Here is a 21,215-nt window from a genome sequence, read left to right on the forward strand (position 1 = left end):
CAGCCTTGTGCATCCGAAACTGAGCAACTAGCCGTATTCGGAGCTTTTTTCGAGACTGCACTTCAATCATCTGGCCGAGGCTAATTCCGTCGGCCTTCTGGGTGCATACACTGCTTACGGACAACATCAAGCAGTGCGGAATGACCAGTCGCTGCAATGGCCGTTCACTTTCACTCGGACCTTGCTCCATCGGGAAGAGGAAGAAAGCCCGTGCACCTATCCGGGAACCGGGGCACTTGCCGCTATTTCACCGCGCACCAGGGTGCCCCATCCTAATGCGGTCTTTGCTCAGCGAGCAATATGTGCGATAGAAATTTTTTTGATAATTTCAGCATGGTGATTCCCTGTTTCGTCATATTGCTCGATACAGGAGCGGGAAAGCGTTTGGATCGCTCCGCCGTATTCAAGAGAATGTGTAATAGATTGGGCGATTTCCGGGAACTGGGCTCGATCGTATGCATCCCCAAGTTCCTCGTCACGGCCGTGGGCAAGATGTCGCTCGACGATTTCTTTGGCATACCCAAGGCGCTCTCGAATAAGGGCACGACCAGTTGCACGAAAGCCGTGACCAGCCATTTCGTCTTTTAATTGGCGACAGGCAATAAAAAACCCGCAGAGCCATTAGCCATGCGGGTTTCAGCGGATTGCTCCGGACATCTATGGACGCTTATGGACGTCCTCACGAAACGGAAATGGTGGGTGCTGAGAGGCTCGAACTCCCGACCTACGCCTTGTAAGGGCGCCGCTCTACCAACTGAGCTAAGCACCCGTTTCGCGATTCACCGTGCTCCTGCATTTGCTGCCCGATTTATCAACTTGCACCCTAACTCATGCAATTGCGCATCACCTGGAGCAAGTCACACAGAATTCGCCGCACTTCTTTCTAACGAATCCGCAGCTCCTCAAGCAGCAAGCCCATTAGTTTAGCGCATCCTTCAGAGCTTTGCCAGGCCTAAATTTAGGAATCTTCGCTGCCTTGATCTTGATGGCAGCGCCGGTGCGCGGATTGCGTCCTGTACGCGCAGTACGCTTGCCCACGGCAAACGTACCGAAACCGACCAAAGTCACCGAACCGCCTTGCTTCAACGCACCTTTGACCCCACCGATCACCGCATCCAGTGCACGGCCTGCAGCGGCCTTCGAAATATCGGCTTGCTGCGCAATGTGATCGATCAATTCCGTTTTATTCATTCCAACCCCCGAGAATGTTTATGGCAATCGTGACGGTGCTCTACAGCACCTAGTATCACGCGGCTGGCGGCCAACGCCAAGCCGACTCATTAGAATTGGCCGAAACCCTTGTGTCAAGCGGGGTTGAGCCTGATTCGAGCGGCTCTGGATGACGCTGCTTATAACCCGATCTTGCCGCAAATCGATGCGCGCACAACCAGTCTGCGGCTGAGAGCGCTCTTTGCTCAAAAGGTGGGATTGCGTGCGTTTCAGACGTGTCTTTCTATATCTCGCCGGCAATAAAAAACCCGCGACCGTTCAGATCGCGGGTTCTTTGCAGCAAACAGCTTTCGCCGCTGGCTAACTTAGTGCTTCACGACTTCCGTCGCACCGGCTTCCTTGCCTGGCTCAGCCGCTGCGACAGGCGCAGCCGGCTTCGGCTCTTCTTCCGGCAATGCCTGAGGCACGCGCTCCAGCGCCAACTCGAGCACCTTGTCGATCCACCGGACCGGCACGATTTCGATTGCGTTCTTCACGTTGTCCGGAATTTCCGTCAAGTCTTTGACGTTTTCTTCCGGAATCAGCACCAGCTTGATACCGCCGCGATGCGCTGCCAGCAGTTTTTCCTTCAGGCCGCCGATCGGCAGGACTTCGCCACGCAACGTGATTTCGCCCGTCATCGCGACATCGGCACGAACCGGAATACCGGTCAACACCGACACCAGCGCGGTTGTCATCGCGATACCGGCCGACGGACCGTCTTTCGGCGTCGCGCCTTCCGGCACGTGGATGTGAATGTCCTGCTTCTCGAACGCTTCGTCCTTGACGCCCAGACGGCGCGAACGCGAGCGGACCACCGAGCGCGCAGCTTCGACGGATTCCTTCATCACGTCGCCGAGCGAACCCGTGCGGATCACATTGCCCTTACCCGGCATCACCGCGGCTTCGATGGTCAGCAGATCGCCGCCCACTTCTGTCCACGCAAGACCCGTGACCTGGCCAACCTGATTTTCCTTCGCGGCCAGACCGAAGTCGTACTTGCGCACGCCGAGGAAGGTGTCGATATTGCTGCCGTCGACCGTCACCGCGCCTGCCGCCTTCTTCAGCAGAAGCATCTTCACGACCTTGCGACAGATCTTCGAAATTTCACGCTCGAGCGAACGGACGCCCGCTTCACGCGTGTAGTAACGAATGATGTCGCGGATCGCGGTTTCCGTCACATCGACCTCGCCATCCTTGAGGCCGTTGTTCTTCTTCTGCTTGGGCAAAAGATAACGTTGCGCGATGCTGACCTTCTCGTCTTCCGTGTAACCCGACAGACGGATCACTTCCATCCGGTCGAGCAGCGGCGGCGGTATGTTCAGCGAGTTCGACGTCGCCACGAACATCACGTCCGACAGATCGAAGTCGACTTCGACGTAGTGATCGGCGAACGTATGGTTCTGTTCCGGATCGAGCACTTCCAGCAGAGCCGAGGACGGATCGCCGCGGAAATCCTGGCCCATCTTGTCGACTTCGTCGAGCAGGAAGAGCGGATTGCGCACGCCGACCTTGGTCAGGCTTTGCAGGATCTTGCCGGGCATCGAACCGATGTACGTACGACGGTGACCGCGAATCTCGGCTTCGTCGCGCACGCCGCCGAGCGCCATACGCACGAACTTGCGGTTCGTAGCGCGAGCGATCGACTGACCCAGCGACGTCTTACCAACACCCGGAGGCCCAACGAGACACAGGATCGGCGCTTTCACCTTGTCGACACGTTGCTGGACCGCGAGATACTCGAGAATGCGTTCCTTCACTTTCTCGAGACCGAAGTGGTCTTCGTCGAGCACGCGTTCCGCATTCGAGAGGTCGTTGTTGACCTTGCTCTTCTTGCGCCACGGCAAGCCGATCAGCGTATCGATGTAGTTGCGCACGACCGTTGCTTCAGCCGACATCGGTGACATCAGCTTGAGTTTCTTCAGCTCGGCGTCGGCCTTCTTCTTCGCTTCCTTCGGCATGCGGGCAGCCGTGATGCGCTTCTCGAGTTCCTCGAGATCCGCACCTTCTTCGCCTTCGCCCAGTTCCTTCTGGATCGCCTTGACCTGTTCGTTCAGGTAGTACTCGCGCTGACTCTTCTCCATCTGGCGTTTCACACGCCCACGGATGCGCTTTTCGACCTGCAGGATGTCGATCTCGGCTTCGAGTTGCGCGAGCAGATGCTCGAGGCGCTCGATCACCGGGAACATTTCGAGGATGTGCTGCTTCTGGTCGAGCTTGAGCGGCAGATGCGCCGCGATCGTATCGGCCAGACGCCCAGCCTCGTCGATGCCCGACAGCGACGTCAGGATCTCCGGCGGAATCTTCTTGTTCAGTTTCACATACTGGTCGAACTGCGACACGATCGCGCGGCGCAGCGCTTCAGTTTCAGCGCTGTCGGCGTGGTCGGGTTCGAGCGGCATGACTTCGCACGAAAACTGCGTTTCCTGTTCTTCGATGGAAAGCGTTTTTGCGCGCTGCAAGCCTTCGACGAGCACCTTAACGGTGCCGTCGGGCAGCTTCAGCATTTGCAGGATGTTGGCAACACACCCTACTTCGTACATGTCCTTTTCGGTCGGCTCATCTTTCGCAGCCGTTTTCTGGGCGACGAGCATGATGTGCTTGCCGCCTTCCATCGCTGCTTCGAGAGCCTTGATCGACTTCGGGCGGCCTACGAAGAGCGGAATCACCATGTGCGGGAAGACGACTACGTCACGCAGCGGGAGCAGCGGGAGCGTAATGCGTTCCGGCGGAAGGAGTTGGGTTCCTGACATTTCATTTCCCCATGAGTGGAATCAGTTCGTTCGATAGGTGAGGCCAGCAGAAAAGATTGCAAGCCTCCGCGTGTGGGAAAAGTTCAGTGACTCCGAAGGTTCAGTGACTCCATAGTGAAAACAACCATCCTGACCACACGATAAACGAAAAAAGCCGTTCACGTCGCCATGAACGGCTTTTTTTGCAGAACCCGAAAGCCGATCAGTTCGAACCCGCCACTTTTGGCGCGTCTTCGTAGATCAGTAACGGTTTGCCGTCGCCGTCAATTACGTTGTCGTCGATGATGACCTTGCTAACGCCTTTCATTTGCGGCAAGTCGTACATGACATCAAGCAGCGCCTGCTCCAGGATCGAACGCAGCCCCCGGGCGCCTGTCTTGCGACGAATCGCCTTACGCGCAACAGCCTGCAGCGCAGCCGGGCGAATTTCGAGTTCGACGCGTTCCATGTTGAACAGCTTGTGGTATTGCTTCACCAAGGCATTCTTCGGTTCGACGAGGATCTTCATCAGCGCCGTTTCGTCGAGCTTGCCGAGCGTCGCCACCACCGGCAGACGACCGATCAGTTCCGGAATCAGGCCGAACTTGATCAGATCTTCCGGCTCCACTTCGCGCAGCACTTCGCCGGCGTCGCGGTCCTGCTTGCTCTTCACGCTCGCGCCGAAGCCGATGCCGGTCTTCTCGGTACGGTCGACAATGACCTTCTCGAGACCGTCGAATGCGCCACCGCAAATGAACAGAATATTGGTGGTGTCGACCTGGATAAAGTCCTGATTCGGATGCTTACGGCCACCCTGCGGCGGCACCGACGCCATCGTGCCTTCAACCAGTTTCAGCAAAGCCTGTTGCACGCCTTCGCCCGACACATCGCGGGTGATCGACGGGTTGTCGGACTTGCGGCTGATCTTGTCGATTTCGTCGATGTAGACAATGCCGCGCTGGGCCTTGTCGACTTCGTAATTGCAGTTCTGCAGCAGCTTCTGGATGATGTTCTCGACGTCTTCGCCGACGTAGCCGGCTTCCGTCAGCGTCGTTGCATCCGCAATGACGAACGGGACGTTCAGAAGACGCGCGAGCGTCTGCGCGAGCAAGGTCTTGCCGGAACCGGTCGGGCCGATCAGCAGGATGTTGCTCTTGGACAGTTCGATCTCGTCTTTCTTGTCGAGATGCTTGAGGCGCTTGTAGTGGTTGTACACCGCAACCGCGAGAATCTTCTTCGCGCGCTCCTGACCGATCACGTACTGGTCGAGGATTTCACGGATTTCCTGCGGACTCGGCAGATCGGACTTGGACAAGCCCGCCTCAATGCCCGCGCCTGCAGCTTCATCGCGAATGATTTCGTTGCACAGGTCGATACATTCATCACAGATGAACACCGACGGGCCTGCAATCAGCTTTTTGACTTCATGCTGGCTCTTGCCGCAGAACGAGCAATACAACAGCTTTTCGCTGTTAGAACCTTTCTTGTCCGCCATAGATGTGTGAGCCTCCGGACACTCGATTACATGATACGCCGTTTGCCCCGGCCTCGCAGTTTGGGCGCGGCAGGGCTTGAGCCAAGGTGACGGCGTTTGCCGCAGGCGCTCGGACGAGTCTTGATTATTTCACAACCGGTCCGATGACGGCCTCGTCCCGTTTTGGGGCAAGACCGCACCGGCGATTCAAGGACACTTCAAGGACGCTTGTGCGCCACCTGGTCAACCAGACCGTAAGCTTGCGCGTCATCGCCAGACATGAAATTGTCCCGGTCGGTGTCACGGGCGATACGCTCGACAGGTTGGCCAGTGTGATGCGCGAGCAGATGATTCAGCCTTTCCTTCAGGTACAGGATTTCGCGCGCCTGGATTTCAATGTCCGACGCCTGACCGCGCGCGCCGCCCAGCGGCTGGTGAATCATCACGCGCGAATTCGGCAGCGCAAAACGCTTGCCCTTTGCGCCGGCCGCCAGCAGGAACGCGCCCATACTGGCCGCGAGGCCCATGCACAGCGTCGACACGTCCGGCTTGATGAACTGCATCGTGTCGTAGATTGCCATCCCAGCCGAGACGGAACCGCCCGGGCTGTTGATGTAGAAGCTGATGTCCTTGTCCGGATTTTCGCTTTCAAGGAACAACATTTGCGCGACGACGAGGTTGGCCGTCTGGTCGTTCACTTCGCCGACCAGGAACACGATGCGTTCCTTCAGCAGACGTGAATAGATGTCATACGAGCGCTCGCCGCGGCCGCTCGTTTCCACGACGATCGGCACCAGTCCGAGCGCCTGCGCTTCGAGATCCCGCGACGACTGGGAGGTCAACGTGTCCAGCATTTGGGCGCGAAAGGTCATGCAATGGATCCTTGTCTGGAGATATTCTAAATATTAGATGCTAGACAGGTGTAGTCGACGAGCCCATATTCAAGTGCGCGATCAGCACAAACGCGGTGTGCGGCGCTGGGCGAAACACGCCGTGCAAAACGCACGTACTTTCACAGCACAAAAAAACGGCGTGCGAGCCGTCGCTCCGACAGCCGGCACGCCGTTGCAGCGACGCTTATGCTTGCGCCGTTGCGCTTGCCAGTTCTTCGAAGCTTACTTCCTTGTCCGTCACCTTGGCCTTGCTGAGGACGAAATCGACGACGTTGGCTTCAACGACGTACGCTTCCATTTCGGCAAGACGTTGCTGATTGGAATAATACCAGCGGACGACTTCCTTCGGGTCTTCGTAGCTTTTCGCGAATTCGTCGACTTCGGCACGAATCTGCTCCGGCTTGGCTTGCAGCTCGTTAGCCTTGACCAGCTCGGCCAGCACGAGGCCCAGCTTCACGCGACGCTCAGCCTGTTCCTTGAACATTTCAGCCGGGATCGGTGCGTCGGCAGCGTTCGGCACGCCACGTTGCTCGAGGTCCTGACGCGCCATGCCGACCAGACGCTCCTGATCCTGTTCGATCAGCGCATTCGGCACGTCGAGTTCCGAAATCTTCAGGAGCGCGTCCATGACCTGGTTCTTGACAATAGCTTGCGTGCGGCGCTTCGCTTCGCGCTCGAGATTGTCTTTGATCTCAGCGCGCATCTTGACCAGATCGCCGTCTTCGATACCGAGCGATTTCGCGAACTCGGCGTCGATGTCCGGCAGATGCGGCCACTCGATCTTCTTCATCGTGATCGTGAATTGCGCGGTCTTGCCCGCGACATCCTTGCCGTGATAGTCAGCCGGGAAAGCCAGGTCGAATTCCTTCGACTCGCCGCCCTTCAGGCCGAGCGCCGCCTTTTCGAATTCCGGCAGCATGCGGCCTTCGCCCAGCACGAATGCGAAGTCTTCTGCGCTGCCGCCCTGGAACACTTCACCGTCGATCTTGCCGACGAAGTCGACCGTCACGCGGTCGCCGTCTTTAGCCGCCGTGTCCGCGCCGCCGTCGCCGTGTTCGCCAGAGTCGCCGCGAGCGTGGAAGTGCACGCGCTGCTTGCGCAGGATGTCCAGCGTGCGGTCGATTTCCGCTTCGCTGATGGTGGTCGTGGTGCGTTCGATTTCAGCCGTGGCGACGTCGCCCAGCTTCACTTCCGGATACACCTCGAAGGTCGCGTCGAACGCGTAGTCGCCTTCAGCAACGTCGGCCTTCGGCGCGAAGCTCGGCTGGCCGGCAACGCGCAGGTTTTCGGCGCGGCTGATGTCGAAAAACTCCTTGCCGACCTTGTCGCTCAGGACTTCGGCTTCCACCTGGCCCGAATACTGTTGGGTGACCATCTTGAGCGGCACCTTGCCCGGGCGAAAACCCGGCATGCGCACGTTCTTCGCGAGTTGGCGGATACGCGAGTCCACTTCCTTCTGCACGGCGTCCTTCGGCAGGGAAATCGTGACGCGGCGTTCGAGCTTGCCGAGGTTTTCAACAACGTTAGCCATGGCTTCAATCGTCCTAAAATTATTCGAGCGAATCAGTTATCTTCTACGTGCCGCTTTTCGATGTCGCTTCGCATCGCGCGTCTGATCGATTCAGCGCCTGCGCCGCGGCCTTGCAGGCCACCGGCAGCACGGTTTGGGTCTAAAGAGCCGAATATTTTAGCAAACTATTTGCGCGCCTAGCCGGGATTCGATGATTGCGCGCGTTTTTATCGGGGTTCAAGCCGCTTTCCGCACTGTTTTTCACCTCTTTGCGGCTCGCTTGGCGGCTGCCTGGTGGCCCTGCCTTGCGCCCACTCCCTGCCAGTTTCCAGCCTGCTTGCGGCGGTGCTTGTGGCAGTTTAGCGGCCCCTTTCACCGGTGCCGAATCCGCCAGAAGGACCTGCGTGGCCGACAATGCCGCGCTTGCCGCTCGCGTTTCCACTCATGATTCCCACACGCCTTCCGGCGGACAATCCCGGCTATGCCATTCGACATATTCAGTCGGTGCGCCCATGCTGATAAGCTAGTGGACGCGCTCGGGGCTGCGCCTCTATCTGTTTATGCCACCCGCCCTAGCAACGACTCCAACCATTCAGAGACACCATGCCGAACCTGCCGTCCTCGCCTGTCGTCGTCATTGCTCCCGATTCCTTCAAAGGTTCGCTCAGCGCGGAACAGGTCGCGCAGGCGATTGCGTCCGGCATCCAGCGCGCCCGGCCGGACGCCACTGTGCGCATCTGCCCGATGGCCGATGGCGGCGAAGGCACGCTCGACGCCATGCTCACAAGCGGCGGCGAACGCCGCACGCTGAGCGTGCGCGGCGCGGCCGGTCCAGTGCGCGAGGCACTCACTGGCCTGCTTGCGGATGGCAGCGCGATCATCGAAACAGCGGAAATCGTCGGCATTACCGATCCGGTCGGCATGGGCGTGCCGGTCGAGGCGCGCAGCACCCGCGGTATGGGCGAAGCGATTCGCGCACTGCTCGACGCGGGCGTGCGGCGCTTTTTCGTCGCGCTCGGCGGCAGCAGCACGAACGACGGCGGCGCCGGCTTGCTGGCCGGTCTCGGCCTGAAATTTTTCGACGCGGAAGGCAAGGAACTTGACGCCACGCCCGAACAACTCGCTCGCGTCGCGCGCCTCGACGTCTCGCAACTGGACGCCCGTCTCGCGGACACGCAGTTCGTCGGCATGTCGGATGTGGACAACCCGCTGACCGGCGAGCACGGCGCGACCGCTGTGTTCGGACCGCAAAAGGGGGTGAAGCCGGAACAGGTTGCCCCCATCGACGCCGCCCTCACCCGCTTCGCCGATCTGCTCGAGGCGGCGCTGGGGCGCTCCGCACGCAACCAACCCGGCGCGGGTGCGGCCGGCGGTCTCGGCTTCGCGCTGCACATGCTGGACGCGCAGTTCGAGCCGGGGGCGGAAACCGTCGCACGGCAGATCGGCCTGGACGCGGCGCTTGGAGGCGCGAACTGGCTGATCACCGGCGAAGGCCGCTCGGACGTGCAAACGCTGCACGGCAAAGCGCCGTTCATCGCTTGCCGTCATGCGCAGGCAGCGGGCGTGCCGGCCACGCTGCTCTCCGGTGCGGTCGACTCCGCGGCGCTACCGCGCCTTGCCGAATACTTCAGTGGCTGCTTCTCGCCGGCCCCCGGGCCGATCACCCTCGATGTTGCAATTCGCGACGCGGCGCGTCTTTTGGCCGACGCAGCCGAACAGTTGACGCGCCTGAAATACGGCGCGCGTTGACCGGCAGGACGGTTGCGGCAACAATCACAGCGCCGCGACCGCGCCACTCATCACGGGAAGAGCATGAAGGCCTCCGCCAAAACCGGACTCGAACAGTTCTTGACGTACCGTCTGCATGTCCTGAACAAACTCGCGGAGCGTGGCATCGGCGTGCGCTATCAGGACAAATTGGGCGTGACATTGCCTGAAGCACGGGTGATTGCGTCGGTGGGCTCGTTCGGACCGTTTTCGATCATGGAACTGGCGCGGCACGCCAACCTCGACAAGAGTCAGGCGAGCCGTGCGGCCGAGGCGTTGATCAAGCAAGGACTCGTGAAACGCGAGCCGAGCGCTGAAGACGGCCGCGTCGTGCTGGTGTCGCTGACCCCTGAAGGCCGCGCGCTCTATCGCAAGGTGATGCCGATCGCGCGTAAGTGGAACGGGGATATGTTCGACTGCCTCGACGAGCAGGAGAAGCTCGCGTTCGGCCAGGCGCTCGACAAGATCATCAATTCGATGTCGGAGCGCGAGGAGTAAGTAACGACGCGCCAGCGCCAGGTGCCCGCGCAGTGCAATCCCTCGGCGCGTCCCAATCTTCCGGCTCTGTGCAATCCCCCACGTCGGAATACGCCCGCGCCGAAGTCAGCGCTTTCCGGTGTTTTGACCATCAGCGCCAGCCGCGCCTGCATCGTTAGCTGTAGCGCTTGCTGCACCTGACCCGCTGGGCGCACCACCTGCCGATCCGCCAGCGCCGCCCGCTCCTGCGCCGCCATCGGCCACTCCTCCAGCCACACCGCCAGCCTGGGCTCCGGCCTGCACCTGAGCGCCACGCGCAAGCCGCCAGGCGATCGCACCGAGCAAGCCGACAGCCAGCAACAACGCCGCCCACAACATATAGCGCCGCATTGCATCGTGGTCTTTGCCCGGCGACTGCGCATCGCCCTCCAGCCCAACGGGCAACGCCTCGCCCAGCCGCGCCGTGACGGCGACCGACGAAGCGCCCATCAGCAGATCCGCCCGGCTCACCGCTGACGACACCGCGGCCGCACTCCCCACCGCCAGCGTGAATGGCGCGGCCCCGCGCGCGACGAAAGTGAGTGCCGCCGGACGCCAGCCCGCTGCGACAGTCAACGTGCCGCTTCCCAAACCGCCATTGCGCGTATCGACCACCACGCGCCACTGACGATCGGTGTCGAGCGCCATTTCAAGCGATGGATTGCTTTGCTCCACCGTGCCGTTGTGCAACCGGAAGAGCATCGCGCTCGATACTTCTCTCCAGGCCGACTCCAGTCCCGCACGCGAGTAGACGACAGCGGGCGCCACAGTATTCGGCTGCGGCAGATTCAGGCGCAAACGATCGATGGGATAAGGGCCGCCGGTCTCGAAGAAATACTCGCCGGCTTTCGGACCCGCGTGGGCGACGATGCCTTCGCGCCATTCCCGCTGGGTATCCGCGCGCTGTGCATTGCCGGCGCTGGCCGCCTGCACCTGAGCGTCGATCGACTCGATGTACGGCTCGCCGTCGAGCCAATGCAAACGCAGGTAACGTGCGCGCATGCCGTTGAACTCGATACGGTCCTGGCTCAGCGTGCTGCCGTTGTAGCTCACCTTGAGCAGTTGCGCCTCGCCGGCGGGTTGCCAGTTGCGCAAATCGTCACTCGATTCGACGCTGACTCGCCCCTGATAATTGTCGTCACGCACATGGACGACCAATGCGTCGATCTGAGCCTCCCCTCGCGTCTCGCGCGCGACGTCGATCAGGTCGGCGTCATGTTGCGCGCGGTCCGGTGGCGCTGACGTTGCACGCAGCGATCCGTCGGCGGCAATCGTCACGCCGAGTGGCGCGCCGCTACTGCTGCCGGAAGCGGCGGACGGCAACGGAAACCAGCGCACCGGACGCAAGGCGGCCGGTGCGCTGGAAGGCTCGCGCGGCGCCTCGAGCGAATACGGCACCGGTTCGCCGGCGCCATTGAACACGCGCACGTCGCCGAGATCCCCGCGCTGGCTGGCGGCGTAGACGGCAGCCGGAAGCGTCACGCTGTAATAGGCGGCGCCGCTCTCGAGTTCGAGCGCAAAGCGCTGCGCAAACCGATCGGCCGCTACGGCCGCCGTCGACACCCATACGGACGAGATCGCAAGACACCACCCCGTCACTATCAAGACACGCTTCATTGCTCAGTTTCCAGAACAGCCGCTTTAGGCGGCAACGGCGAGAAGTAGCCAATCAGGAGCAACATCAGGCCGATACCGATGAACGACACAATCCGCTCGATACCGGTCACGTGCGACAGGTCGAACAGGAATAGTTTGACGACGGTCGCCGCCAGCAGGCCGCCGCCGATGAACCAGAATATCCGGCTGGCCCGCCGAGTCGCCCAGATCATCACAGCCAACGCGCAGACCGTCCAGAACACCGATACCGAAGCCTGCACCAGCATCGAGTGTGACATTTCGTCGAGCTGGTACGGCACGCCGATCCAATGATGCAGTGTGCGCAGCAGCAACGCGTTGAACCACAGGAACAAGGTCGCGAGCACCGCGTAGTCGAAAGCCCGCGGACGCCCGTGCACGCCCAGTGCGCGCAGGCGCCGCAGCCACACGGCGCAGGCGATAAACGCAAGGATCTGCGCCACATCCAGCGGATTCGCGATCGGCAGCCAGAAAAGGGGCGCGGCGCTGCCGTCGCTCGTCACGCTCGCGATGCTCCAGATCCAGAGCAAGGCGGCGAGCGGCGCCGTGGCCCACACCTGATAGGCCTCTACGAAGCGCGCGACCGGCCAGCGCAAACGATGCCCGACGCCCGCCACCAATAGCAGCAGAATGCCGACGCCATAAGCCCACGCGCTCCAGCTCCATGCGCCTTCCGGCACGTAGGCGCGCAAGCCCCAGTAGCCTTCGAGCGCGACGAGCGCGCCGGCCGTCCAGAACATCAGCGTATGCAGGGGCGCGAGCACACGATCGCCGACGTCGCACTGCTGACGCCAAAGCAGCAGGTAGGTGGACGCTGCGACGACCGTGCAAGCCAGCCAACCGTAACTGCTGACCGGGACCATGCTCAGCATGAATAGACTCAAGGTCAGCAGAGCGAGGACCGGCACGAGCGCCAGTGCCGGCAGTTCGGCGAGCGGCCAACGCAGCTCGCGGCGCGCGCCGTGCGCGAGCCATGCTGTTAGAACGGCGAACAGCGCGACGACGGCGGTTTCGAAACGATCATGGCCATACGCAAGATGCGCCTGCACGTAGGCGTGGATCTCGTGGAGACCGCCCGATATCCACCACGACAGCCCCCACACGCTGGCGACGAGGCCGATCTGCGGCATCCATGCGTGCCACGCGCCCGCTTCGCTGCGCCCATGCAACCGCCATCCCGTGAAGATGCCCGCGATCGCGATCAGCACGGTCGCGATGTACGCGCCGTTCAGGACCGGCCACGCATGCGCGCCATCGATCTGCGCGAGCATGCCGACAACATACGCGCCCGCCGCGGCCAGTTGCATCAGCAAGCCGAAGCCAAACGCGATCAGGCGCCGCTGACGCACAGCGAGCCAGGTGATCGCGGCGCCTTCAATTGCCCAGGCCGCGCTCGTGGTCGGTCCGGTGAAAGCGAGCGGCACAGCGAGCGTGACGAAGATCACGGCCAGCGCGAGCATGGCCTCGAACATCATGCCAAGGCGCGCGTGCCGCCGCGCCAGCCAGCCCGCGATCGCGAGGTAGAGCGCCGCCAGCGCCACCGCGCTCCACGCCAGACCGAACTCGGTGCCCTTCATCAGCGCCGCTTGCAGACCGATCGCGACGAGCGGCGTGCCGAACACCAGCGTGCCGTCGACGTAATGCTTGAGCGCGACCTCGCGGCGCACCGCGTAGAGCAACGCGATGCCGACATACATCAGGAAGAACAGAATCAGGAACGGCTCGGTGCTGGCAAGCAACTCAGGCCGGTAAGCCGTTACGCCCCACACAGCGCCGATCGAAAACGTGAACACAAAGCCAAGCAGATTCAGCGGCCGCCACGCCTTGAACCACGCGATCGCGAAAATGCCCGCGTTGAGCAGCGCGTAGTAGCTGAACAGCATCACGTGATTGCCGCCGCCCGTCGACAGGAGCACCGTCGCGAGGAAGCCGCCCGCGCTGCCCATGAAGGCCAGCGACGACGCGTTCTGCCGCACCGCCAGAAAGGCGCTCAAGCCGCAGATCGCGAGCATCAGCGGCAAGGCGGCGGCCGCCGGCAGCAAATGGTAGAGCCTGGTGGCGGCGAACACGGTCAGATAGAGCGCACCGACGCCGCCGCCCTGCAAGATCAGCCCGTACGCGCCGCGACGCTCGCCGATGCGCCACCCGAGCCCGATCAGGACGGTCGCGGCAAGCGCCACACCGGCGAGGCGGAATTCGATCGGCAGCAGGCTGTTGTCGGCGGCGTATTTGAGCAGGAACGCAATGCCGAAGAACAACACGACGACGCCGGCCCGCACGACCGTGTTGCCGCCGTATAGCCAGTCGCGTCCGCGTTTGAGGAGGCGCTCGGCGAGATCGGGACCGGCGCCGCGCGGCGGTACGGGCGGAGACGGTGGTGCGGACGGGGTCTGCGCTGGCAGCGGTTCGCTCGATGAAAGCGCACCGGCCGACGCGGACGGCCTGACCGCACTGGCGCTCACCGTCAGGTGTATGGCGGCCGGTTGCGCCGGCGTTGCCGCAGGCTCGCGCGGCGGCTTCTGCTCTGTCGCGGCTGGCATCGCGTAGGGATGCGGCACATCATCGGCCGGACGCAGTTTGAACGCTGCCGGCTCGCCATCCACGCTCCCGGTCGCCGATGCCCCCGTGACGCTGGCCCGCCATTCGCGGATCTCGCCGCGCAGAACGACGATCTCGCGCTCGAGTCGCTCGACGCGCGCGGCCAGTTCGCTGGATGGGCTGCGGATTGGACTCCCGCTATCGGTCGCCGCCGGTTTGGACGCGGGTTCGTTCGCGGCACCCAAGGACTTCTTTTGCAGCAGACGTGCGAGCGCAAAGCCGGCCACCCCGCCCATCAGCGCACCGTAGCCGATCGGGAAATCGTTCGACAAGGCGGCCAACACCCCGACGATCGCGCCGATCACGGCAAATATCACGTTCATCGCATCCCTCTTTTATTGTCTTCTGTTGCGAGATCCGTTTGTCGCACGTATTAATCCGCGAGTATTGCGTCAACGACGTTTAATAGAGTAACTGCGCTGAACACCTTCGTCACGCTTCGAGCACGGCGGAGCCGGCCAGGCCGCCGCGTTCACGGCAACCCGTCAACCATGTCAAAATTCGGGATCGGCCACCGGGCCTTCAGTCACCACCTCAGTCACCCACATTTCACCCAGGGAAGTTTCAGTGGACATCAACAAACAGCTAGCGGCCCTCACCGCCTCAGAACTTCAAACCGCCGGCGCAAGCCAGGCGACGGCGATCGCCGTCAGTGTGCTGCTGCGTCATCTGCGCTCGCCTGAACTGGCAAAATTGTTGTCGTCGGCGTTCGAAAACCACCAGGCGGTCATGCTGCAAACGCCATGGCCCGATCCGATGCTGCAGGCATTCGGATCGACCCGCCGCTTTCTCGAAGGCGCCGCACAAGCCGAGTTGCCGGGCGCACAAGCCGAACAGCAATCGCCCGCACCGGACGCCTGAGCGCTGCCGGGCACGCGCGGCCCGGCGCAAGTCACACGGAAAACAAAAAACCCCGTCAGTCCGAAGACTTAACGGGGTTCTCTGCTACATAGGGATGGTGCGAGGGAGGGGACTCGAACCCCTACACCCTTGCGGGCGTCAGGACCTAAACCTGGTGCGTCTACCAATTTCGCCACCCTCGCAGCCGGGCAAAGCCGCTACGCGTTCTGCCCGATGTCCTGCCTGCTCACGGCCGCGTAAAACCCCGCGCCCGAAAGTGTAAGCGCGAGATTCTAACCGATTGATTCGCACTTGTCTGCATTTGCTCATGCATCTGCCCGAGGAGCGTGGATGCTACAATTTTCGGCCAAAGGCACGCACGCCGTGCCCCTCTTCGCCTGCCCTTCCCCACATTCCAATCCCGTGAATTTCGACGAATATTGCCAGCAGAAAGCGGCGCCGCCCGGATCGAGCACTTACTATGCGCTTCGGCAGGCGCCCGCGGCAAGCCAGCCGCTCCTGACCGCGCTGTTTGCCCTGCGCCGCGAGTTCGAGGAAACCGTAAAAGAAACCAGCGATCCGGCCATCGGCCGCACCAAACTCGCGTGGTGGCAAAACGAGATCGCCGCGCTGGCTTCGGGCTCGCCGTCGCATCCGGTTTCAAAGGCGCTGGCGGCTTATTTGCCCGACGTGCAGACCGCGTATCCGGCATTACAGGCGCTGCTCGCCGGTTTCGAAATGGACCTCGACCAGGCGCGCTACCTCGACTATCCGAATCTGCGGCGCTACGTGCAGGGCGTGGGCGGCACCTTCGCGTCGCTGCTCGCGCGTGCTACGGCGAAAGACAGCGCACAGGCGTCGAACTGGTCCGGGCCGCTCGGCGAGGCGCTGCAGCTTGCGCAGTTCGTCGTCGAAACCGGCAATGATGCGCGTCACGGCCGCATCTATATTCCGATCGACGAAATGCAGCGCTTTAATGTCACTGCTGCGGATCTGATCAATCGAAAATATTCCGACGCGTTTACCGAGCTGATGCGCTTCGAGACCAAGCGGGCCCGCGATGCGTTGCAAGCGGCGCTCGCCGCCATGCCCGTGCATGAGCGCCGCTCGCAGCGCACGCTGGTGGCGCAGGCGGCACTTGCCCTGGCGCTGCTGGATGAAATCGAACGTGACGGCTATCACGTGCTGCATCAACGCATCGCGTTGACGCCGATCCGCAAACTCTGGATCGCGTGGCGCGCCAGATAAGCGGGCGGCACGCCGGCCGCCACCTTATGCAGAGAAGAAAGCGCAGTCCACTATCAGACGCGTAGGAGGGGCAGCGGCTCGAACCGCTGCTGCAGGATCGCGGGCGCGTCGAGCCCCCACCAGGGTCCAAGCACGGTCGCGTAGAGTTGCTGGAAATCGACGCCCACCGGCAAGTTGCCGTTGCTGTCTAGCCGCGTGAGCACCGGCGGCACGCCATACAAGCCGCCCTGCACTCGCCCGCCCATGACGAAATGCGGCGCCACTGTGCCGTGGTCGGTACCGTTGCTCTGATTCCCACTCGGGCGCCGGCCGAATTCGGCGTAGGTCATCACCAGCGTCTCATTCCAGCGGCCGAGTTCCACCAGCGCCGACTTCATCGACGCAAACCCTTCGGCCAGCTGCTTGAGCAGCGCTGCCTGCTGACCAGGCTGGTTCTGATGCGTATCGAAACCGTTCAGCGTCAAACGGATCACCGCGACGCCCGGGCCGCGCTTCGGCTGCCCTCGCGGCGTGTTCCCCAAGGGGACTTCCTGGGGGGCGCCCGCCAAGGGGACTTCCTTGGGGGGCGTCGCCAGCGGCGAGCACCTGCATCGCGGTCTTGATCGAACTGCCGAATGCACCGCCGGGAAACACCGTCTTCAATTGCGGCTGACCTTGTATGGGACGTAGGCGGTCGGCGGCTTTCACGATCTCGTTCTCGACGTCGAGAATGTGCGCCAGTTCCGGATTACGCTCGTGCAGCGACACCGGTGTGGCGAGACGCGAGGCCTTGACGAACTGCGCCGGGTTGACCAGCGCGATCGCGCGCGCGCCGTTGGCGAGCGGCCCCATTTCGGCGCTGCCGATCACCACGCCGTCGGCGGCAAAACCGGCCGGCACCGGAGCTTGCGCAAATGCGCGTGTGAGCCAGCCCTCGCGCAAGTATTGATCCGAACGCGACGCGGTATCCCAGATCTCGATCGAGCGGAAATGCGACAGGTTCGGTTGCGCATAGCTGACGCCCTGAACGATCGCCAGTTGCTGGCTCTGCCAAAGCGGCATCAGCGGTTGCAACGACGGGTGCAGCGCGGTGCGCTCGTCGAGCTGAATCGCCTGCTCGCGTTTGATGCCAATGTTTTTACGCAGCTGATAGTAAGTGGGATCGGCAAACGGAATCACGGTATTCAAACCGTCGTTACCGCCCTTCAACTCGACGAGGATCAGCAGGTTGCTATAGCGGGGATTCGTTGAACCGCCGGGAGTTGCCGCCTGCGCACCGAACGCGCGTGGCAACCAGAGCGTCGCGCCGGCGGCTGCACTGATCGACAGAAAGCTGCGTCGTTTCATCCTTCACCTCGTTCGATTGCCATGACGCCTGTCTTGCCGCCGTCGACGGACCGCTCATTGGCGCGGCCGATCTGACTTAAACGGTTGAACGGCTCGATTCCGTCGCCCGTCGCAGCCGCTCACGTCAGTCGCTCACCTCAACAGATCACCCGGTTGCTCACTTCAACTGATACGCCGGGTCCATCAGCAACGCCTCCAGATAAGCACTGGCGGTCGAATCGGTTTCGATCGCGTCAACCGGCGCGAGCGGCAAAACCGCGTGCTGCAGTTGAAGCTCCACCGACAGCCCCGGCTTCGCCGTCGGCGCGGTGTTGTATTGCGCAAGCCACGTGTCGATGTCAAAGCGTACGCCACCTTGGCCCGTCTGGCCGACTCGCGCCATCGCGCGCTGCATTGGCGGATTCGCCTGCATAGTGCCCGGTGTCCCGCTCGCCGCGAGCTTTGCACTCGTTGGATTGTTCATACGCCGCTGACCGGCGGTTTCAGACGCGCGAAACAGTTGCTCGACGAATTGCTTGCGGGCAAGCAGTGTCGAACTATTGATCCATATCGTGCCGCCCGGCCATCCTTTGACGTTCGGCGGGTAGAACAGGTTCTCGCCAAGCGTGCGGATCTGCGCGGCGAACGGTGCCGTGTCGTCATAACCGATATCGAACGCACGCAGTGTCCCGACGACGAACTCCACCGGCGATTTCACAAGGACGCCGCGATCGTCGTCGTCCCAGAACGCGTCGCTCATGAAGAGGCCGCGCAATGCGACCTTGATATCGTAGTGACTCGCGCGAAACTGCGCGGCGATCGGTGCGATGCGGGCGGGGTCCGGTGTGTCGGAGACAAACTCGCGCCACAGTCTGGACGTGACGAAGGTCGCCGTTTCCGGCCGCGCTAGCAGGATGTCGAGCACCCCATCGCCGTCGAACGGACCGGTTTGACCGAGTACGGTCTTGTCGCCGTCATCGTGCTGGGTGGCACGCCACACATACGTCTGCGTGTCGGGATCGAGGCTCCACCCTGTGTAGGCACGCGCGGCTTCCGATACGTCGCGCTGCGTGTAGTGCCCTTCGCCGAGCGTGAACAACTCCATCACTTCACGCGCGAAGTTTTCATTGGGCTTGCCCTTGCGATTGCTCGCGCCATCCAGGTATTGGAGCATCGCCGGATCTTTCGCGACGCCGTGCAACAGCTCGCCGAAGTTGCCGAGCGCGTCACGGCGCAACAGCATGTTCTGCTGCGCCATCTGCTGCGGATACTGGACTTTGTCCTGCCCCGACGCGAAGTGGTTATGCCAGAAGAGCGTCATGCGTTCGGTCAGTGGCGACGGCGTGCTCAACATCTCGCGTACCCACCATGCACGTAATATTTCGTAACGCTGGCCACGCAGCCCCTGCTCTTTGCGGCGTTGATCGTCCGTCCACGTCTTGCGGATTTCGCGTGTCGGGATTGGTTCGAGCACCCAGTCCGGCAGTGGCGTGACGGTTTCGGTTCGGGCTGTGGCCAGCACTTTGTCGACGGCCTGCTCGCGCGTGAGTCCAAGGTATTGCGCGACCTCGCCACTGTCGGGCGCAAAGCCGACGCGCGTCAGGAAGAAACGCGCGTCGTCGGCGTCGAGGATGTCCTGGTCGGCTGCGGAAACAGCAGACGCGGCAGACGGCGCGCGATGCTTGTTGTGGGGAGCATGAGCAGCGCCTTGCTGCACGGCCGGTGCCGGCGCACACCACGTCACGACGACGAGCGCAGTGGCTGTGACTGCCAGCCAGCGCCCACCCTTACCGCCTGTCACTTTCATCGTCGACCATCCGGTTGCGGGGCGTCACGAAAAGGCATTCGCGCATGCAAAAGCCGCTGTGCTCTGGCGGCTCAACGGCAGATGAAAGGAAAAAATTGACCAGGGAAGTGCAACGAAATCTTTCGCGCGCGGAGAAAGCGCGACTGGCGTGCCGCGAGCGGGCACGGAAATAGCTACCGCTTGTAGAGCTCGCGCACAGCGTCTTCGATGTGCTGCCGTAAGAGACGCCGCTCGTCGGGCGTCATATGGCCATCACGACGGCGTTGATCAAGATCGGGGGGAACTGCAGTGCGCAATATCACGTCTGACGCAGGGCGGTCGCTGCCAGGGTTGGAGTTACGGCGATTCGCCCTGAAATTAGCCGGCTTGGGCACGCGTTCGGTCACCGCTCTGTCGGCCGAAGGCTGGGCGTGGGCGAGCGTTGGTCCCAGTGTGCCTGCAAGCGTCCCGGCTACCGCCAGTACAATTACGCTTAGGCGCACATTCGGCCAAACCCCTCCCTTCATGTTGTTCCCTTCGTGGCGCGGCAACCGGCTACCTTAAATGCGTATACAGACCCCGGTAGCGAGCCGGGTGCGAGAGTTTTAGTCGAGTGAAGTATCCACCGAACAGCCGCATTCAGTAAAGGAGTCTACCTGCCCGTGCTTTACGTCGTGCCACAGTGCGGGTAAATTTTGTAACTGACTGTAACCCGGTAAACGATGCAACCGCGCACCACTTTCTAATCGCGCTAAGATGCCGACCATGGAAACCAAAAACCCTTCGAAAATCCTCGTCGTCGACGACGATCCGCGCCTGCGCGATCTGCTGCGCCGCTACCTCGGTGAACAGGGCTTTAATGTCTATGTTGCCGAGAACGCGCCGTCCATGAACAAGCTCTGGGTGCGTGAGCGCTTCGACTTGCTGGTGCTCGATCTGATGCTGCCCGGCGAAGACGGCCTGTCGATTTGCCGCCGCTTGCGCGGCAGCAACGACCGCACGCCGATCATCATGCTGACGGCAAAGGGTGAAGACGTCGATCGTATCGTCGGGCTCGAAATGGGCGCCGACGACTATCTGCCCAAGCCGTTCAACCCGCGCGAACTGGTCGCGCGGATTCACGCGGTGCTGCGCCGCCAGTCGCCGTCGGAGTTGCCGGGCGCGCCGTCCGAAACCACCGAAGTGTTCGAGTTCGGCGAGTTCGCGCTGAATCTCGCCACCCGCACACTCACCAAGGCCGGCCAGGAAATTCCGCTGACCACGGGTGAGTTTTCGGTGCTGAAGGTGTTTGCGCGTCACCCGCGTCAGCCGCTGTCGCGTGAAAAGCTGATGGAATTGGCGCGTGGCCGTGAATATGAAGTCTTCGACCGCAGTCTCGACGTGCAGATTTCGCGTCTGCGCAAGCTGATCGAACCTGATCCGGGCAGCCCGCGTTTCATTCAAACCGTCTGGGGTCTTGGCTACGTGTTCATTCCTGACGGTGCAGCCTGAGTTTGCCCTCACGTTATGTGTCGACCAGAGTTGGCGCTTTAGCGCCTTATCTCTGGTCCCATGCAAAGCGGTCGACCAGAGTTGGCGCTTTAGCGCCTTACCTCTGGTCCCATGCAAAGCGGTCGACCAGAGTTGGCGCTTTAGCGCCTTATCTCTGGTCCCATGCAAAGCAGTCGACCAGAGTTGGCGCTTTAGCGCCTTATCTCTGGTC

At 62.0% G+C, this 21,215-nt stretch carries 15 protein-coding genes, 2 tRNA genes and 1 pseudogene; 5 read left to right on the forward strand and 13 right to left on the reverse strand.

Annotation, left to right across the window (positions count from 1 at the left end; genetic code table 11):
- Positions 1-288 precede the first annotated feature (288 nt).
- The 7 genes from P3T22_RS03985 to tig all read right to left on the reverse strand — a co-directional run bounded on the left by P3T22_RS03985 (position 289) and on the right by tig (position 7,839).
- Entirely contained in the window at positions 289-576 is a 288-nt protein-coding gene (locus P3T22_RS03985) for a hypothetical protein (RefSeq protein WP_148662159.1), read from the reverse strand.
- 117 nt (positions 577-693) lie between these two features.
- Positions 694-769, reverse strand: a tRNA-Val gene (locus P3T22_RS03990).
- Between the two features lie 149 nt (positions 770-918).
- A complete protein-coding gene (locus P3T22_RS03995) occupies positions 919-1,191 on the reverse strand; it encodes an HU family DNA-binding protein (RefSeq protein WP_063496277.1) in 273 nt (90 codons plus the stop codon).
- Between the two features lie 344 nt (positions 1,192-1,535).
- Positions 1,536-3,962 carry an endopeptidase La gene (gene lon / locus P3T22_RS04000; protein ID WP_063496278.1) on the reverse strand — a complete coding sequence of 809 codons (2,427 nt, stop codon included), beginning with the start codon at positions 3,960-3,962 and terminating at the stop codon, positions 1,536-1,538.
- A gap of 202 nt (positions 3,963-4,164) precedes the next feature.
- Positions 4,165-5,436 (reverse strand): ATP-dependent Clp protease ATP-binding subunit ClpX, encoded by a 1,272-nt coding sequence (gene clpX, locus P3T22_RS04005; RefSeq protein WP_020065906.1) that lies wholly within the window; start codon positions 5,434-5,436, stop codon positions 4,165-4,167.
- A gap of 197 nt (positions 5,437-5,633) precedes the next feature.
- Positions 5,634-6,287 carry an ATP-dependent Clp endopeptidase proteolytic subunit ClpP gene (gene clpP / locus P3T22_RS04010; RefSeq protein ID WP_007182010.1) on the reverse strand — a complete coding sequence of 218 codons (654 nt, stop codon included), beginning with the start codon at positions 6,285-6,287 and terminating at the stop codon, positions 5,634-5,636.
- A gap of 205 nt (positions 6,288-6,492) precedes the next feature.
- The gene (tig, locus tag P3T22_RS04015) at positions 6,493-7,839 is read right to left on the reverse strand and encodes a trigger factor (protein WP_429324276.1); all 1,347 of its coding nucleotides are present in this window, start codon (positions 7,837-7,839) and stop codon (positions 6,493-6,495) included.
- Between the two features lie 582 nt (positions 7,840-8,421).
- On the opposite strand from tig, the gene P3T22_RS04020 reads away from it, so the two are divergent.
- A complete protein-coding gene (locus P3T22_RS04020) occupies positions 8,422-9,567 on the forward strand; it encodes a glycerate kinase (protein WP_429324277.1) in 1,146 nt (381 codons plus the stop codon).
- A gap of 63 nt (positions 9,568-9,630) precedes the next feature.
- Positions 9,631-10,083, forward strand: coding sequence for a MarR family winged helix-turn-helix transcriptional regulator (locus P3T22_RS04025; RefSeq protein WP_063496281.1), 453 nt, complete (start codon positions 9,631-9,633; stop codon positions 10,081-10,083).
- 105 nt (positions 10,084-10,188) lie between these two features.
- Here the strand turns inward: P3T22_RS04025 and P3T22_RS04030 are convergent, their stop codons facing one another.
- The gene (locus P3T22_RS04030; protein ID WP_429324278.1) at positions 10,189-11,718 is read right to left on the reverse strand and encodes a DUF3999 domain-containing protein; all 1,530 of its coding nucleotides are present in this window, start codon (positions 11,716-11,718) and stop codon (positions 10,189-10,191) included.
- Positions 11,715-14,657, reverse strand: coding sequence for a DUF2339 domain-containing protein (locus tag P3T22_RS04035; protein ID WP_429324279.1), 2,943 nt, complete (start codon positions 14,655-14,657; stop codon positions 11,715-11,717). The genes P3T22_RS04030 and P3T22_RS04035 overlap by 4 nt, the downstream gene beginning before the upstream one ends.
- A 244-nt stretch (positions 14,658-14,901) precedes the next feature.
- On the opposite strand from P3T22_RS04035, the gene P3T22_RS04040 reads away from it, so the two are divergent.
- Positions 14,902-15,195, forward strand: coding sequence for a hypothetical protein (locus P3T22_RS04040; RefSeq protein ID WP_063496284.1), 294 nt, complete (start codon positions 14,902-14,904; stop codon positions 15,193-15,195).
- Positions 15,196-15,290: 95 nt separating this feature from the next.
- Here P3T22_RS04040 and P3T22_RS04045 read toward each other — a convergent pair.
- Positions 15,291-15,377: transfer RNA gene (locus P3T22_RS04045), tRNA-Leu, on the reverse strand.
- Between the two features lie 220 nt (positions 15,378-15,597).
- Between P3T22_RS04045 and P3T22_RS04050 the strand changes: the two genes are divergently transcribed.
- Positions 15,598-16,422, forward strand: a complete 825-nt coding sequence (locus P3T22_RS04050) for a squalene/phytoene synthase family protein (RefSeq protein ID WP_063497959.1) — start codon at positions 15,598-15,600, stop codon at positions 16,420-16,422.
- A gap of 53 nt (positions 16,423-16,475) precedes the next feature.
- Here P3T22_RS04050 and P3T22_RS04055 read toward each other — a convergent pair.
- From P3T22_RS04055 to P3T22_RS04065, 3 genes and pseudogenes are all read right to left on the reverse strand, one after another.
- Positions 16,476-17,748 (reverse strand): annotated as a pseudogene (locus tag P3T22_RS04055) (DUF1501 domain-containing protein).
- A 157-nt stretch (positions 17,749-17,905) separates the two neighbouring features.
- Positions 17,906-19,534 carry a DUF1800 domain-containing protein gene (locus P3T22_RS04060; protein WP_429324280.1) on the reverse strand — a complete coding sequence of 543 codons (1,629 nt, stop codon included), beginning with the start codon at positions 19,532-19,534 and terminating at the stop codon, positions 17,906-17,908.
- Between the two features lie 173 nt (positions 19,535-19,707).
- Positions 19,708-20,040, reverse strand: coding sequence for a hypothetical protein (locus P3T22_RS04065; RefSeq protein ID WP_082855053.1), 333 nt, complete (start codon positions 20,038-20,040; stop codon positions 19,708-19,710).
- A 229-nt stretch (positions 20,041-20,269) separates the two neighbouring features.
- On the opposite strand from P3T22_RS04065, the gene ompR reads away from it, so the two are divergent.
- Entirely contained in the window at positions 20,270-21,004 is a 735-nt protein-coding gene (gene ompR / locus P3T22_RS04070; RefSeq protein ID WP_006048917.1) for a two-component system response regulator OmpR, read from the forward strand.
- The last annotated feature ends 211 nt before the right edge of the window (positions 21,005-21,215 follow it).

This window comes from Paraburkholderia sp. GAS348, from assembly GCF_050434205.1.
Classification (GTDB): Bacteria; Pseudomonadota; Gammaproteobacteria; order Burkholderiales; family Burkholderiaceae; genus Paraburkholderia.

Excerpts from the sequence above, each read along its gene's own strand:
- P3T22_RS04060 (WP_429324280.1), bottom strand. The coding sequence starts at position 19,534 with ATGAAAGTGACAGGCGGTAAGGGTGGGCGCTGGCTGGCAGTCACAGCC.
- clpX (WP_020065906.1), bottom strand. The coding sequence starts at position 5,436 with ATGGCGGACAAGAAAGGTTCTAACAGCGAAAAGCTGTTGTATTGCTCG.
- lon (WP_063496278.1), bottom strand. The coding sequence starts at position 3,962 with ATGTCAGGAACCCAACTCCTTCCGCCGGAACGCATTACGCTCCCGCTG.
- P3T22_RS03985 (WP_148662159.1), bottom strand. The coding sequence starts at position 576 with ATGGCTGGTCACGGCTTTCGTGCAACTGGTCGTGCCCTTATTCGAGAG.
- P3T22_RS04065 (WP_082855053.1), bottom strand. The coding sequence starts at position 20,040 with ATGAAGGGAGGGGTTTGGCCGAATGTGCGCCTAAGCGTAATTGTACTG.
- P3T22_RS03995 (WP_063496277.1), bottom strand. The coding sequence starts at position 1,191 with ATGAATAAAACGGAATTGATCGATCACATTGCGCAGCAAGCCGATATT.
- ompR (WP_006048917.1), top strand. The coding sequence starts at position 20,270 with ATGCCGACCATGGAAACCAAAAACCCTTCGAAAATCCTCGTCGTCGAC.
- P3T22_RS04035 (WP_429324279.1), bottom strand. The coding sequence starts at position 14,657 with ATGAACGTGATATTTGCCGTGATCGGCGCGATCGTCGGGGTGTTGGCC.
- tig (WP_429324276.1), bottom strand. The coding sequence starts at position 7,839 with ATGGCTAACGTTGTTGAAAACCTCGGCAAGCTCGAACGCCGCGTCACG.
- P3T22_RS04025 (WP_063496281.1), top strand. The coding sequence starts at position 9,631 with ATGAAGGCCTCCGCCAAAACCGGACTCGAACAGTTCTTGACGTACCGT.
- P3T22_RS04020 (WP_429324277.1), top strand. The coding sequence starts at position 8,422 with ATGCCGAACCTGCCGTCCTCGCCTGTCGTCGTCATTGCTCCCGATTCC.
- P3T22_RS04030 (WP_429324278.1), bottom strand. The coding sequence starts at position 11,718 with ATGAAGCGTGTCTTGATAGTGACGGGGTGGTGTCTTGCGATCTCGTCC.
- clpP (WP_007182010.1), bottom strand. The coding sequence starts at position 6,287 with ATGACCTTTCGCGCCCAAATGCTGGACACGTTGACCTCCCAGTCGTCG.